This window comes from Bradyrhizobium sp. NBAIM01 (assembly GCF_020194115.1).
GTDB lineage: Bacteria > Pseudomonadota > Alphaproteobacteria > Rhizobiales > Xanthobacteraceae > Bradyrhizobium > Bradyrhizobium yuanmingense.
In genome coordinates this window covers 117,256-131,747 of sequence record NZ_JADYVU010000010.1, presented here as the reverse complement: position 1 = coordinate 131,747, position 14,492 = coordinate 117,256, and the positions used below count along the sequence as shown (strand labels likewise).

Sequence of the window (14,492 nt, the reverse complement as noted above, 5' to 3'; positions counted from 1 at the left end):
GCCCGCCCAAAGTGGTGTAAGGCCCGCGATTTCCCATTCCTCTCGCAGGTTGTGTGCAAGCTATGGCCAAAGCCGCCTCGAAGCCTTCTAAAACTGCAGCGAAATCAAAGCCCTCCGCCAAGGCGAAGGCCGCGCCGGCGGCCCGCAAGGCGCTGGCCAAGAGCGCGCCGAAGCCGGTCGCCAAACCCACTGCAAAGCCGGTGGCAAAGGCAATGACCAAGGCGGCTTCGCCGAAGGTTGCCGCGAAGCCTGCGCCGAAGAAGGTTGTGCCTACCAAGGCGGCGCCGGCAGCGGCGAAGGCCGGCAAATGGGTCTACACGTTCGGTGACGGCAAGGCCGAGGGCCGGACGGAAATGCGCGACCTGCTCGGCGGCAAGGGCGCCAACCTCGCCGAGATGGCCAATCTCGGCCTGCCGGTGCCTCCGGGCTTCACCATCCCGACCTCGGTCTGCACCTATTTCTACGAGCACGACAAGACCTACCCGAAGGAACTGAAGCCGCAGGTTGAGAAGGCGCTCGACTATGTCGGCAAGTTGACCGGCAAGGTGTTCGGCGACACCAGGAACCCGCTGCTCGTCTCGGTGCGCTCCGGCGCGCGCGCCTCGATGCCGGGCATGATGGACACCGTGCTCAATCTCGGCCTCAACGACCAGACCGTGGAAGCGCTGGCCGAGCTGTCGGGCGACCGCCGTTTCGCCTATGACAGCTATCGCCGCTTCATCACGATGTATTCCGACGTGGTGCTCGGCTTCGAGCATCATCACTTCGAGGAGATCCTCGACACCTTCAAGGACAGCCAGGGCTACACGCTCGACACCGATCTGTCGGCTGAGGATTGGGTCGAACTGGTCGGCAAGTACAAGGACGCGGTCGCGCGCGAGACCGGCAAGGAATTCCCGCAGGATCCGCACGACCAGCTCTGGGGCGCGATCGGCGCGGTGTTCTCATCCTGGATGAACGCGCGCGCGGTGACCTACCGCAAGCTGCACGACATTCCGGAATCCTGGGGCACCGCGGTCAACGTGCAGGCCATGGTGTTCGGCAACATGGGCGAGACATCGGCCACGGGCGTTGCCTTCACCCGTAACCCCTCGACCGGCGAGAGCAAGCTCTACGGCGAGTTCCTGATCAACGCGCAAGGCGAGGACGTGGTCGCGGGCATCCGCACGCCGCAGGACATCACCGAGGAGGCGCGGAAGGAGTCGGGCTCCGACAAGGCGTCGATGGAAGCGGCGATGCCGGAAGCCTTCAAGGAGCTGACGCGGATCTACACGCTGCTCGAGAAGCACTACCGCGACATGCAGGACATGGAGTTCACCGTCGAGCAGGGTAAGCTCTGGATGCTCCAGACCCGCGGCGGCAAGCGCACTGCCAAGGCGGCGCTGCGCATCGCGGTCGAACTCGCCAATGAGGGCCTGATCTCGAAGAAGGAAGCGGTGACGCGGATCGATCCGGCCTCGCTCGACCAGCTCCTGCATCCGACCATAGATCCCAACGCCAAGCGCGACGTGATCGCAACCGGCCTCCCGGCTTCGCCTGGAGCGGCCTCCGGCGAGATCGTGTTCTCTTCGGACGAGGCGGCCAAGCTTCAGGGCGACGGACGCAAGGTGATCCTGGTCCGCATCGAGACCAGCCCGGAAGACATCCACGGCATGCACGCCGCCGAAGGCATCCTGACCACGCGCGGCGGCATGACCTCGCACGCGGCGGTGGTCGCGCGCGGCATGGGCAAGCCCTGCGTCTCCGGCTGCGGCACAATCCGCGTCGATTACGGCCGCGGCACCATGAGCATCGGCTCGCGCACCTTCAAGACCGGTGATGTCATCACCATCGACGGCTCGCTCGGCCAGGTGCTCGCCGGCCGCATGCCGATGATCGAGCCGGAGCTGTCCGGCGAGTTCGGCACGCTGATGAATTGGGCCGACCAGGTCCGCAAGATCGGCGTCCGGGTCAACGGCGACACGCCTGACGACGCGCGCACGGCGATCAAGTTCGGCGCGGAAGGGATCGGCCTCTGCCGCACCGAGCACATGTTCTTCGAGGAGACGCGCATCCGCACGGTGCGCGAGATGATCCTCTCCGAGGACGAGCAGTCGCGCCGCGCCGCGCTGGCAAAACTGCTGCCGATGCAGCGCGCCGACTTCGTCGAGCTGTTCGAGATCATGAAGGGCCTGCCCGTCACGATCCGGCTTCTGGATCCTCCCCTTCATGAATTCCTGCCGCACACCCATGCCGAGGTCGAGGAAGTGGCGCGCGCCATGAACACCGACCCGCGGCGCCTCGCCGACCGCGCCCGGGAGCTCTCGGAGTTCAACCCGATGCTCGGCTTCCGCGGCTGCCGCATCGCCATCGCCTATCCCGAGATCGCCGAGATGCAGGCCCGCGCGATCTTCGAGGCGGCGGTCGAGGCGCAGAAGCGCACCGGCAAGGCCGTCGGCCTCGAGGTGATGGTGCCGCTGATCGCGACCAAGGCCGAGCTCGACCTGGTCAAGGCACGGATCGATGCCACCGCACAGGCCGTGATGCGCGAGACCAACACCAAGCTGGCCTATCAGGTCGGCACCATGATCGAGCTGCCGCGCGCCTGCCTGCTCGCGGGCGAGATCGCGCAGTCGGCCGAGTTCTTCTCGTTCGGCACCAACGACCTGACGCAGACGACCTACGGCATCAGCCGCGACGACGCGGCGAGCTTCCTCGGTCCCTATGTGGCGAAGGGCATCCTCACGGTCGATCCCTTCATCTCGCTCGATCAGGAAGGCGTCGGCGAGCTGGTCAAGATCGGCGTCGCGCGCGGCCGCAAGACCCGCACTTCGCTCAAGGTCGGCATCTGCGGCGAGCACGGCGGCGATCCCGCCTCCGTCGCCTTCTGCCACCATATCGGTCTCGACTACGTCTCCTGCTCGCCCTACCGCGTGCCGATCGCGCGGCTTGCAGCGGCGCAGGCCGCGCTCGGCAAGGCGATCGCGAGCCAGGCGTAAGCCGAAACACAGACTTGAATTGAGAGAGGCGGGGGCCCAGCCCCGCCTCTCATTTTTGGCACTGCTCTCTCCGCGTCGTCATTGCGAGCCACCGGGCAAAGCGCGGCCCGATGACAGGCTTCACGAAGCAATCCAGAATCGTTCCGCAGAGGGACTCTGCTCGGCGCCCCTCACATCATCCCCGTCTCATCCTCCTCGGCCTGCCCGATCAGCGCCTCGCTCGCTACCGCCTCGCGGCGGGGCACGACGAACATCATCACGCAGGCGCAAAGGATCGAGATCGCGAGCACCGCGGAGGTCAGCGGCAGCGTCGTTGCGGAGTGGCCGCCGAGATAGGCGCCGAACTGCGACATCAGCGCGCCAATGCCTTGCTGCAGGAAGCCCATCGCGCCCGAGGCGGTGCCGGCCGCTTCGGGACGGATGCTGATGGCGCCGGCGGCGGAATTCGCCATCACGAAGGCATTGCCGGCCATCACGATCATATGGGTGCCGAACAGCCAGGCGGGCGCCTCGTTCCAGCCGACGAAGCTCCAGAGCAGGTTCGCAAGGCTGCCGCAGAGCTGCAGGGCGAGCCCGAACCAGATCAGCTTCTCCAGTGAGTGGCGCGGCGCAAAGCGCACGCAGAGCAGGTTGCCGACCAGAAACGCAAAGCCCGTCGTCGCGAACCAGGCGCCGTATTCGGCGCTGCTGCGGCCCATCTGCGTCACCACGATGTAGGGCCCGCCACCGGCGAAGGTGAAGATGATCTGGGACGCCAGCACCTGGCACATCACATAGCCGACGAAGGCGCGGTTGCGGATGAGCATGCCGATATCGCCGCGGAATCCGCCGCCGGCGGCGCGGCTGCGGCGGGTCTCAGGCAGCGCCAAGGCGATCCCGACGGCAACGACGATGGCGGCGATGGTGATGGCATAAAAGATCGCGCGCCATCCCAACGCGGTCTCGATCAGGCCGCCGGTGAGCGGCGAGACCATCTGCCCGATCATCAGCGCCGCGACCACGAGGCTGATCATCGAGGCGACGCGGTCGCGCTCGTAGATGTCGCGGATGATGGCCCGGCTGATCACCATGCCGGATGCGCCGCCGAGCGCCTGGAAGAAGCGTGCGGCGATCAATTGCGGCAGGGTCTCGGCGAAAATGCAGGCGACGCTGGCCGCCACCATCAGTGCAAGTCCTCCGAGCAGCACCGGACGCCGCCCGAACCGGTCCGACAGCGGGCCCATGATCAGCTGCGACAGCGCGATGCCGACCATGTAGAGCGACACCGTCATCTGCGCGATCGAGATGTCGCTGCCGAAATCCGTCGCCAGCACCGGCAGCGCCGGAACCAGGATGTAGAGCGAGATCGGTGCGACCCCGGTCATCACCACCAGCAGCAGCAACACCAGACGCGAGGTCGCGAGGTTGCCGGCCGCTTCGGGCGGCTTGCTGATGATGCCGTGCATCGCCGGACACTAGCCGCATCGCGTTGCGAGCGAATACGCTCATTTCGGCATACGGCTATGCGCGAGGCGTCAAGGCGCTGGGCCTGTAGGGTGGGCAAAGACGCGCTCTTTGCGCGGCGTGCCCACCATTGCTGCCGTCACCCGGAGATGGATGGTGGGCACGCATCCGCCTCCGCTCTTCGAGCGGCAGCGGATGCTTTGCCCACCCTACGCAGGCAGTCTTATGACGGAGTTAGAGCTTCAGCTCCGCCGTGGCCTGATCGAGCCAGGTCTTCGTCGCCTCGTCCAGCGCCGGCCGCACGTCGTCCCTGACGCGCGCATGGTACGCGTTCAGCCAATCGAGCTCGTCGCGGCTCAGCATCGCGACATCGATCAGACGGCGGTCGATCGGCGCCAGGGTCAGCGTCTCGAACGCGTTCATCGGCTTCTCGGCACCCTTGATGTCGGCGGCGACGACCAGCTCGAGATTCTCGATGCGGATGCCGAAGCCATCGGTCTTGTAATAGCCGGGCTCGTTGGACAGGATCATGCCGCGCTTCAGCGGCGTGGTGCCGAGCTTCGAAATTCGTGCCGGCCCTTCGTGCACCGAGAGATAGCTGCCGACGCCGTGGCCGGTGCCGTGCTCGAAATCGAGCCCGACGGCCCAGAGATATTGCCGCGCCAGCGTGTCGAGTTGCGCGCCCGTGGTGCCGTCCGGAAAGACGGCGCGCGCGATCGCGATGTGGCCGCGCAGCACGCGGGTGAAGCGGTCGCGCATCTCATCCGTCGGCTCGCCGACCGCCATGGTGCGCGTGACGTCGGTGGTGCCGTCTTCATATTGCGCGCCGGAATCGATCAGCAGGAGATCGCCGGGCGCGATCCGCCGGTTGCTCTTGCGGGTGACGCGGTAATGCACGATGGCGCCGTTCGGGCCGGTGCCGGAGATGGTCGGGAACGAGACGTCCCTGAGCGCGCCGGTGTCGCGGCGGAAGGTTTCCAGCGCCTCGACCGCGTCGATCTCGGTGAGCTTGCCGCTTGGCGCCTCGCGATCGATCCATGCGAGGAAGCGCGCCAGCGCCACGGCGTCGCGCAAATGAGCCGTCTTGGTGCCCTTGATCTCGGTCGCGTTCTTGACCGCCTTGAGCAGTGCAACCGGATCGCTGCCGCGCACCGGCTTGCCGCCGGCCCCGCTGATCAGGCGGCTGAGTGCGTCGGCCGCTGTGGCATTGTCGAGCGCAATGGCCGCACCGCTCTTGGCCAGCGCCATCAACGTCGGCGCCATGGCGTCCGGTTCGCGCACGTCAGCGGACTGCTCGAGATGGTCGCGTGTGAGGTTGGAGAGCTTCCGGTGGTCGATGAAGATGGTGGGACGGCCGTCCTTCGGCACCAGCGCGTAGGACAGTGGCAGCGGCGTATGGGCGACGTCGGCGCCGCGGATGTTGAAGGTCCAGGCCACCGCGTGACTGTCCGACAGCACCAAGGCATCGGTGCCGAGCTTGGCGATCTCGGCCCTGATCTGGGTCAGCTTCTCCGCTTCAGTGATACCGGCGTGCTGAAGGCTGTGCACCGCGACGGGGGCGATCGGCGGCTGCGGCCGGTCCTGCCAGATCGCGTCGATCGGATTGCTGTCGACCGCGACCAGCTCGGCCCCGGCCTTGGTGCAGGCGGCGGACAATCGCTCGGCTGCCGAAAAAGTGTGCAGCCACGGATCAAATCCGAGGCGGTCGCCGGCTTTCAGATGCGCCGCCACCCAGCTCTCCGGCGGCGGGTCGATCAGCGATTCCACTACCCATGCCTTGGCATCGACCTGCTTGGCCGCCTGCAGCGTGTAGCGGCCGTCGACGAACAGCGCAGCCTCCTGCGGCAGAACCACTGCTAGTCCCGCCGAGCCGGTAAAGCCGGTCAGCCAGGCGAGCCGCTCTTCCGATGGCGGCACATATTCGTTCTGCTGCTGATCGGCACGTGGCACGACGAAGCCGGTCAACTTGCGACGGGCAAGTTCTTCGCGAAGTGCGGCCAGTCGTGCCGCCAACGCGACGCCGGCCTCCGGCTCCTCGAATGTCTGGAAGTGCGCTTCGAACATGGTGGATCACTTTAGGATCATGGAGATCAGTCCGCAATGTAGACGCATTTGCGTCGCATCTGGCATGGACTGTGCTTGAAATAGTTCCATTCGAATTGAGTGGAGTAAAGGATGCGGCAGTTGCGCTTCGTCCGGATAACAGGGAAATTCGAGCGGGTGGTTCATCTCAACGGCGAGGGGACACACAATGCCAGCGTTCACCTTTGAGAAGATTTCGCCGCCGGCGCGCCGCGCTCCGACAGCGGCAGTAACAAAGAAGCCGCGCGGCCTCATCAGCCAGATGATCGACCGTTTCGCCGAGCGCCGCGCCAAACGCGCCTTGCGGGGCAAGCGCGCGTCACGCCGCGACGAGAAGCCGGCCGAGTAGCGCGGCGAGGGAGCGCACCGCCGTCGCGACGCGGTTAGTTCATCCCACCTTCCTCAGCAGCAGACTGCTCCACCCCTCGATGCGCAGATGCTTCACCGGCGCGAGGCCGCGGGCGCGGTAGGCGGCGATCACGGCGGGCGCCTGGTGCGTCAAGAGGCCGGAGAGGATGACGCGGGCGCCAGGCGCAAGGTGCCACGTCATCGGGCTCGCCAATTGCCGCAACGGATTGGCAAGGATATTGGCGAGCACCAGGTCGAACGGGCCTGCACGCGCAAAATCTGGCGCGGCAAAGCCGGTCGCGCGGATCACCCGCACATGGTTGCCAACTTCGTTCAGCGTGGCGTTCTCGGCGGCCACCCGGACCGATGGCGGATCGATGTCGGAAGCGAGCACCGCGCGATGCAGCGCCTTCGCCGCCGCGATCGCCAGCACGCCCGTGCCGGTGCCGAGATCGAGCAGGCTCCTTGGGCGGGAGCTCTTCAGGACATGGTCAAGCAGAAGTAAACAGCCGCGCGTCGTGCCATGGTGACCGGTGCCGAAGGCGAGCGCCGCCTCGATCTCGATGGCAAGCTTGTTCGGCGCCACACGGTCGCGATCGTGGCTGCCGTGCACGACGAAGCGGCCGGCCGGCACCGGGACGAGATCTTCAAGGCTGGCTTTGACCCAGTCCTTGGCTTCGACAGTGTCGAAGACGAGCGTCGCCGCGATCTCATTTCCTGCTGAAGTTGCAACGAGTTCGCGCAGCCATGCCTGATCGGGCGCTGCGGCGAAATGCAACGTGACGTCCCAGCGTCCGTCAGGCCGTTCGAACGCGGCGACCGCCGCATCGCCGTCGAAAAAGACCTCGGTGAGCACGTCGACGACGCGCTTGGCGTCGGCTTCGCTGCCGGTCGAAAAGCTGGCGCGATAGGTCGGGGAAGGCTGCATTCAGGGTTCCGTCGCGTTCAATTTTTGGAACTTTTGCTGCCCAGTTTTCGGACAAGTTGAGGTTCCCATATTAACGCGCCTGCAGTGTGTGGCCCGTATATTTTCGGATGTACAAGCAAGTCCACGCAGCTTTGAATTGAAACGGAGGCGAGTCTTGAAGCGCATGATTCAGAAGTTCTGGTCGGATGAGTCCGGTGCAACCGCGATCGAATACGGCCTGATCGCCGCGGGTATCGCCCTGGCGATCATTACCGTGGTGAACGGCCTGGGCACCACCATGAACGAGAAGTTCACTTCGATTAGCACCTCCTTGAAGTAATTTCCGCCGCCATTTCCCAGCGGGGGCTATTTTCTTCAAAGGCTGTTCCTGATCACCGCCCGCTAGGGGTTTCCCCTGGCGGGCGAGGTCGTTTTTGCAGCCCGACTTCACAGCTTATCCGCCTGCTTGTCCGGACTTTGTCCACCACTTTTCCCCTGATCGCCCCGCCGATTTCCCACCGGCTTTCCCCAGGATCGCTCCTGGCCGTATCGCCCAGGCCTCCTCTGGCCGCTCACAGGCCTTTCGACAGCCTGTCCACAACCAATCCACAGCCCTATCCACGGCTTCCGAACAGGGCGCGGTGATCCCGCAGGATGGCCTGCGCGGCGTTATGGCCGGGGGCGCCGGTGACGCCGCCGCCGGGATGGGCGCCGGATCCGCAATGGTAGAGGCCTCTCAGCGGCCCGCGATAATCGGCGTGGCCCAGCATCGGCCGCGCCGAGAACAACTGGTTCAATGTCAGCGCGCCGTGGAAGATGTCGCCGCCGAGCAGCCCGAATTGCCGCTCGAGGTCGAGCGGAGACAGGATCTGACGGCCGAGCACGCTCGCCGCGAAGCCCGGGGCGTATTTATCCACCGTCGCGATCATGAGATCGGCGACCTCGTCGCGATGGTCGTCCCACGACTTTCCATAGGGAAGCCCTGGTGCGACATGCTGACAGAACAGGCTCGCGACATGCTTGCCGGCCGGGGCCAGCGTGTCGTCGAGCGTCGAGGGGATCAGCATCTCCACCACGGGCTCGCGGCTCCAGCCCTGGGCGCGCGCGTCGAGCCAGGCACGGTCCATATAGCCGAGGCTCGGCGCCAGGATGATGCCGGAGGTGAGGTGATCGCCCTCGCCTGAGAGCGCCGTGAAGGAGGGCAGGCGGTCCAGCGCCACATTCATCCGGAAGGTGCCGGAGCCGTTCTTCCAATGCCGGATGCGGGCGAGGAAGTCCGCAGGCAGAGCATCGGCCGCGATCAGGCGCGTGTAGAGCAGCTTTGGATTGACATTGGCCGCGACATATTTCGCGCGGATCGCAGAGCCGTTCTCCAGCACGATTCCGACGGCGCGGTCGCGCTCGACGATGACCTCGCGCACACCGGCATCCGTGTCGATCACGACGCCACGGTCGCGTGCCGCGCGCGCCATCGCCTGCGTGATCGCGCCCATGCCGCCGATGGCGTGGCCCCACACGCCCTTCTTGCCGTTCACCTCCCCGAACGCGTGATGCAGCATCACATAGGCCGAGCCGGCGGCGTAGGGGCTGGCATAATTGCCGACGATGGCGTCGAAGCCGAACAGCGCCTTGACCAGATCGTGCTCGAAACGTTCGTCCAGCATCTCGCCGGCCGAGCGCGTGAACAGATCGAGCAGGCTGCGGCTTTGTTCCAGCGTCAGGCCGCGCAGAATGTTGGCGCTCTGCAAAGCGTTCACGGCCTCGCGGACCGCGTTGGTGCCAAAACCGTCGAGCAGGTTCGGCGGCGCGCGGAGCACGAACCGCCTGAGCACGTCGGCAATGTCTTCCAGCTCGCGCGCGAAGCCGTCGAGCGCTTCCGCATCATGCGCGCTGAGCCGCGCCACCGAGGCTTTCGTTCGCCCCTCGCCGGTGAGGAGATAGCTGCCGTCTGGCGCGGGCAGAAAATTCTGCGCACGCCGCTCGACGATGCGCAGGCCCTGCTCGGCAAGCTTGAGGTCACGGATCACCTGCGGATTGAGCAGGCTCACGGTGTAGGCGGCGACAGAATTGCGAAAGCCGGGGTGAAACTCCTCCGTCACCGCGGCACCGCCGACCACCTTGCGCCGCTCGACCACGCGCACGCGCAGGCCCGCCATCGCCAGATAGGTCGCGCAGGTGAGGCCGTTATGTCCCGCGCCGATGATGATGACGTCCGTATCGGTCATGACTTCCTTGGCATAATTCCGGGGCTACTCGGCAGAGCCGAACTATGATGCGGGCTCCGCACCGGAGAATCTCGAGGTTCCGGGTTCGATGCTTTGCATCGCCCGGAACGACCCTCTTATATCAAGCATTCCTTGCTGCAACATCACGCCACACTTTATTGCCCGTCCAGGCGCCTTGTGCTCCATTGCGCGCGATCCGGCGCTCGCCGGGGTTTGAGCCGGAGCATTCATGGATTCGATCGTGCAACCCGCCGCCACGGAGCAGCCGTCGTCGTCGCGCAACCGGCTGCTGCTGACGGTCTACACCGCTGCGATCTTCGTCAGCGCGCTGCTGCTGTTCTCGGTTCAGCCGCTGTTCACCAAGATGGTGCTGCCGCGGCTCGGCGGCTCGCCGGCGGTGTGGTCGGTGGCCATGGTGTTCTTCCAGTCGCTGCTGCTGGCCGGCTATGCCTATGCGCATCTGCTGATGCAGGCGCGGAACCGGATCGTCCCCGTCGCGGTACATCTGGTGCTGCTGTTCGCCGCCTTCGCCACGCTGCCGCTCGGCATCGCCTCCGCCTATGGCGAGCCGCCGGCTTCGGGCTACGCAGTCTGGCTGCTCGCCCTGTTCGCGGTCTCGATCGGGCTGCCGTTCTTTGCGCTCGCCGCGAACAATCCGCTGCTGCAGGCTTGGTTCGTCCGCACCGGCCATCCGGCCGGCCACGATCCCTATTTCCTCTACGCCTCCTCCAATGTCGGCAGCTTCCTCGCGCTGTTGTCCTATCCGTTCCTGCTGGAGCCGATGTTCACGCTGCAGATGCAGAACCGGTTCTGGACCGGTGGCTATGGCCTGCTGATCCTCCTCATCGGCGCCTGCGGCGTGCTGTTGTTGCGTTCGCCGAAGTTGGCGCTGACCGACACGCGGGCCGAGGACGTGAATGCACCCGCGCCCGGCCTCTTGACGCGGCTGCGCTGGATCTTCCTCGCCGCCGTGCCATCGGGCCTGCTCATCGCCGTCACCGCGCATATCTCGACCGACGTCGCGGCGGCGCCGCTTTTGTGGGTGCTGCCGCTGTCGCTTTACCTCTTGACCTGGGTCGTCGTGTTCCAGTCGCGGCCGCTGCTGCCGCACAAATGGATGCTGATGCTCCAGCCGGTCGCGATTGCGGGCGTCGTCGTCCTGCTGGCTTTCGGCGGCGAGCAGAACCTGCTGCTGACCCTCGGCGGACATCAACTCTGCTTCTTCGTCATCGCCATGGCCTGCCACGGCGAGCTGGCGCGGACGCGGCCTGCCGCCAAATATCTCACCGGCTTCTATGTCGCGTTGTCGTTCGGCGGCATGGTCGGCGGCTTGTTCGCGGGGCTGGTTGCGCCCTTCACCTTCTCGTGGATCGCCGAATATCCGATCCTGATCGCGCTTGCCGCGCTGTGCCGTCCGTCCGCGAATGAGCGGCTGGCCGCAATCGTCAAATGGTACTGGCTGGCGCTCGCCGCGCTCGCGGTGGCGCTCATCGCGCCGTCATATACGACCGGTGGCCTCTCGACCTGGTTCGAGGATCATCGTGTCTGGGTCGCCGGCGCCGTCGGCGTGCTCGCCGCGCTGCTCGCGCTGATCCTCAATGCCGGGCGCTGGAAGATCTTTGCCACCGTCGTGCTGGCGCTGGCGTTGATCCGCGTCTATCCCGCGGACGAGGGCCGCGTCACGACCGTGCGCAGCTTCTTCGGCGTGCACAAGATCGTGGTGACGCCGGGCGGTTATTTCCACGTGCTGATGCACGGCACCACCATTCATGGCGCCGAGCGTTTCCGCAACAATGACGGCACGCCTGTTGCCGGCCGGCCCGAGCCGATCACCTATTATCACAAGGACGGCGGCATCGGTCAGGCCGTCAGCGCGATCCGCGAGCGCAAGGGCGCGCCGCTGAAGGTCGCCGCGATCGGCGTCGGCTCCGGCACGCTCGCCTGCGCCGCCGAGCGGGGGGAGGACTGGACCTTTTTCGAGATCGATCAGTCCATGGTCGACGCGGCGCGCGACCCGAGGAATTTCCGCTACATCTCGAGCTGCATGCCCGACATGAAGCCCGTCATCGGCGATGCGCGCCTCACCTTCGCCAAGGAGCCCGACGGCGCCTATGATCTCGTCATCGTCGACGCCTATTCGTCCGACGCGATCCCGATCCATCTTGCGACCGAAGAGGCGATGAAGATCTACAAGGAGAAGCTCGCGCCGCACGGTGCCGTGGTGATGCACGTCTCGAACCGGCATCTGGATCTCGAAACCGTCGTCGTCGGTATCGCGGACGCCAATGATCTCAAGAGCTGGGTCTTCAACGAGGATTCCGGGCGCGATGGTGACTACATCTTCTCCACCGACGTCGTCATCTCCGCGCGCGAGGAGGCCGACATCGGCAGGCTCGCGTCCTCCAAGCAATGGGAACAGACCGAAGCCGACGACAGGGTGCGGGTCTGGACCGATGACTATTCGAACATCCTGGGCGCGCTGTATCGGCGTTGGAAGGACGGCGAGTAGGGCTCTCTTCGTAGCCCGGATGCAGCGAAGCGCAATCCGGGGGCGCTCCCGGCGTGGTACTGTCCCGGATTTCGCTGCGCTCCATCCGGGCTACGAGGCATCGCAACTACGGCGCCACGGGCGTCCCCACCGGCAGCGCAATTCCCTTAGCGCCGGCCACCTCTCGTAATAGATCCGGCCTGTCCGAGATGATGCCGTCGACGCCGAGCTCGATCATGCGCGTCATGTCCTCGCGCTTGTTCACCGTCCACACCACGACGCGCAGTCCGAGCGCGTGGGCCTCGGAGACCAGAGGCGCGGTCACGTCGCCGAAATAGGGCGACCAGATCGCGCCGCCCGCAGCCTTGATCGTGCGCGGCAGCGAGCCGGCGTGATCGGCCGGGTTGAACCCCGCCGTCCAGTTTGTCGCCTTGTCGAGCGCTACCGTCGGAGCCAGGCTGCGCTGGATCGTCAGGTACGCGGTCGGGATGTTCGGCGCCTGCTGCTGGACGCGACGCAAGGTTCGCCAGTCGAACGACTGGATCATGACGCGATCGGAGACTCCCTCGGTCTCGATCACCCCGAGCAGCTTCGCGACGAATTCTTGCGGATCAAGCGTTTCATCGGGACGGTTCGGATCGATCTTGGTCTCGATGTTGAAGCGCACTTGCCTGTTGCCGGACTTGCGCACCAGCGCGAACAGCTCGCGCAAGGTGGGAATGCGAGTCCCCGGGACGGCACGCTGGCCCGGAAATTGTTTCGCATAGGCACTGTCCGGCCGAATCTGGCCGACGTCATAGGTCCTGATCTCGTCGAGCCGCAATTTCACGAACGGCGTGCCGGGCGGAGCGATGTAGGCGCCATCGGGCCGCCGTGCCAGATCGGGATTGAGCCCGCGCTCATGCGCGACGATGACTTCGCCGTCGGCGGTGACGCCGACGTCGAGCTCCAGCGTGTCCACGCCCATCGTCAGCGAATGGGCGAAGGCGGGCAGGGTGTTTTCCGGCAGCAGCGCCCGCCCGCCGCGATGTGCCTCGAGGTCGAAGGCCAAATCAGATCCCGTGACTTGTCCGGCAGTGAGCAGCGAGAGCAGCACCGGGATTGTCGTGGCACGTGATGGCATGGTGCCTCGACGGTTAAGGCAGTTGATGGTCGCCGCGTCAGTTCTGATAGTAGTAGCCGCGCGGCTGATAAACCTGCCGCGGCTGCGGCTGATAGTAATAGCCCTGCTGGCCGTAGCCCTGGTCGTAATAGGGCCGCGGCTGCTGCTGATAGACCTGCGCGTCGTAGAGCGGGCGGGTGGCCGAGCGCGGCGCCGGATAGCGCGCGCCGGTGTCGCTGCCGTCGGCCGGGTAGATGTAATTGTCGTCCTGCGGCATGTAGCGCCGCGCGGGCTGCGCCGGCGGGGTCAGGTCCACGGGGGCGCCGGTGGTGGCGTATTGGTCTTCGCCCGGCTGCGGGGCGCGGGCGACCGCAGTGTTGTTGCGGCCGCGCGGATTGCGCGCCAGCGCCACCTGGGCCGAGCCGGTCAGCGTCACCGTGGTGTTGAGCACGCCCTGCTGCTGCACCAGCGCATAGAGCGTCGAGGCATTCTGGCGCGACAGGCGCACGCAGCCATGGGATGCCGGCGAGCCGAGCCGGCCGACCGAGTCCGTGCCGTGGATGGCGTGCCCGACCTTGGTGAAGAAGATCGCGTGCGGCATCGGCGCGTCGTCGAATTCCTTGGAGTAGTGATCCTCTTCCATGCGGAAGGCCCGGAAGGCGCCGTTCGGCGTCTCGCGCGAGGGGAGGCCGGTCGACACCGGCCAGCGGTAGCGCGCGACCCCGTCGACGGCGACGGTCATCTGCTGATTGTCCTTGTCGACGGTGATCTCGACCTTGGCCTGCGCGGTGCCCGCGCTCAAAAGCATCAGGGATGTGAGAGCAATAAAAAACGAACGCATCTGACTTCTGGCCTCCGGCCTGTTCATGCTTAGCGCCGCGGCTCTCCGTCCCCCGGCGTGCATTATGCCTGCAGCCCG

General features: G+C 65.9%; 10 protein-coding genes. 4 read left to right on the top strand and 6 right to left on the bottom strand.

Going from position 1 to position 14,492, the window contains the following annotated elements; genetic code table 11:
* The first annotated feature begins 62 nt into the window (after nt 1–62).
* Nucleotides 63–2,978 carry a pyruvate, phosphate dikinase gene (gene ppdK, locus I6F31_RS27535; protein ID WP_225186418.1) on the top strand — a complete coding sequence of 972 codons (2,916 nt, stop codon included), beginning with the start codon at nt 63–65 and terminating at the stop codon, nt 2,976–2,978.
* A 170-nt stretch (nt 2,979–3,148) separates the two neighbouring features.
* On the opposite strand, the gene I6F31_RS27530 is transcribed toward ppdK, so the two are convergent.
* Complete coding sequence (locus tag I6F31_RS27530) at nt 3,149–4,423, bottom strand: multidrug effflux MFS transporter (RefSeq protein ID WP_225186417.1); 1,275 nt, start codon at nt 4,421–4,423, stop codon at nt 3,149–3,151.
* 232 nt (nt 4,424–4,655) lie between these two features.
* Nucleotides 4,656–6,485 carry an aminopeptidase P family protein gene (locus tag I6F31_RS27525; RefSeq protein ID WP_225143113.1) on the bottom strand — a complete coding sequence of 610 codons (1,830 nt, stop codon included), beginning with the start codon at nt 6,483–6,485 and terminating at the stop codon, nt 4,656–4,658.
* 187 nt (nt 6,486–6,672) lie between these two features.
* Here I6F31_RS27525 and I6F31_RS27520 point away from each other — a divergent pair, with 187 nt between their 5' ends.
* A complete protein-coding gene (locus I6F31_RS27520; RefSeq protein ID WP_036037320.1) occupies nt 6,673–6,852 on the top strand; it encodes a hypothetical protein in 180 nt (59 codons plus the stop codon).
* Nucleotides 6,853–6,891: 39 nt separating this feature from the next.
* On the opposite strand, the gene I6F31_RS27515 is transcribed toward I6F31_RS27520, so the two are convergent.
* Complete coding sequence (locus I6F31_RS27515; RefSeq protein WP_225147832.1) at nt 6,892–7,779, bottom strand: 50S ribosomal protein L11 methyltransferase; 888 nt, start codon at nt 7,777–7,779, stop codon at nt 6,892–6,894.
* 154 nt (nt 7,780–7,933) lie between these two features.
* Between I6F31_RS27515 and I6F31_RS27510 the strand changes: the two genes are divergently transcribed.
* Nucleotides 7,934–8,098: a Flp family type IVb pilin gene (locus tag I6F31_RS27510; protein WP_036006397.1), complete on the top strand. Its 165-nt coding sequence runs from the start codon at nt 7,934–7,936 to the stop codon at nt 8,096–8,098.
* A gap of 274 nt (nt 8,099–8,372) precedes the next feature.
* Here the strand turns inward: I6F31_RS27510 and I6F31_RS27505 are convergent, their stop codons facing one another.
* On the bottom strand, nt 8,373–9,983 hold the full coding sequence (locus I6F31_RS27505; RefSeq protein WP_225147831.1) for an NAD(P)/FAD-dependent oxidoreductase: 1,611 nt from the start codon (nt 9,981–9,983) through the stop codon (nt 8,373–8,375).
* Nucleotides 9,984–10,212: 229 nt separating this feature from the next.
* Here I6F31_RS27505 and I6F31_RS27500 point away from each other — a divergent pair, with 229 nt between their 5' ends.
* On the top strand, nt 10,213–12,492 hold the full coding sequence (locus I6F31_RS27500) for a fused MFS/spermidine synthase (protein WP_225175226.1): 2,280 nt from the start codon (nt 10,213–10,215) through the stop codon (nt 12,490–12,492).
* Nucleotides 12,493–12,598: 106 nt separating this feature from the next.
* Here I6F31_RS27500 and I6F31_RS27495 read toward each other — a convergent pair whose 3' ends face one another.
* Together I6F31_RS27495 and I6F31_RS27490 are read right to left on the bottom strand one after the other, a co-directional pair.
* Complete coding sequence (locus I6F31_RS27495) at nt 12,599–13,594, bottom strand: glycerophosphodiester phosphodiesterase (protein WP_225175227.1); 996 nt, start codon at nt 13,592–13,594, stop codon at nt 12,599–12,601.
* A 37-nt stretch (nt 13,595–13,631) separates the two neighbouring features.
* The gene (locus I6F31_RS27490; protein WP_225186416.1) at nt 13,632–14,441 is read right to left on the bottom strand and encodes a L,D-transpeptidase; all 810 of its coding nucleotides are present in this window, start codon (nt 14,439–14,441) and stop codon (nt 13,632–13,634) included.
* Between the last annotated feature and the right edge of the window lie 51 nt (nt 14,442–14,492).

What these genes read in the sequence shown, in the direction of transcription:
- ppdK (WP_225186418.1), top strand. Translation starts at nt 63, where the DNA reads ATGGCCAAAGCCGCCTCGAAGCCTTCTAAAACTGCAGCGAAATCAAAG.
- I6F31_RS27530 (WP_225186417.1), bottom strand. Translation starts at nt 4,423, where the DNA reads ATGCACGGCATCATCAGCAAGCCGCCCGAAGCGGCCGGCAACCTCGCG.
- I6F31_RS27525 (WP_225143113.1), bottom strand. Translation starts at nt 6,485, where the DNA reads ATGTTCGAAGCGCACTTCCAGACATTCGAGGAGCCGGAGGCCGGCGTC.
- I6F31_RS27520 (WP_036037320.1), top strand. Translation starts at nt 6,673, where the DNA reads ATGCCAGCGTTCACCTTTGAGAAGATTTCGCCGCCGGCGCGCCGCGCT.
- I6F31_RS27515 (WP_225147832.1), bottom strand. Translation starts at nt 7,779, where the DNA reads ATGCAGCCTTCCCCGACCTATCGCGCCAGCTTTTCGACCGGCAGCGAA.
- I6F31_RS27505 (WP_225147831.1), bottom strand. Translation starts at nt 9,983, where the DNA reads ATGACCGATACGGACGTCATCATCATCGGCGCGGGACATAACGGCCTC.
- I6F31_RS27500 (WP_225175226.1), top strand. Translation starts at nt 10,213, where the DNA reads ATGGATTCGATCGTGCAACCCGCCGCCACGGAGCAGCCGTCGTCGTCG.
- I6F31_RS27495 (WP_225175227.1), bottom strand. Translation starts at nt 13,594, where the DNA reads ATGCCATCACGTGCCACGACAATCCCGGTGCTGCTCTCGCTGCTCACT.
- I6F31_RS27490 (WP_225186416.1), bottom strand. Translation starts at nt 14,441, where the DNA reads ATGAACAGGCCGGAGGCCAGAAGTCAGATGCGTTCGTTTTTTATTGCT.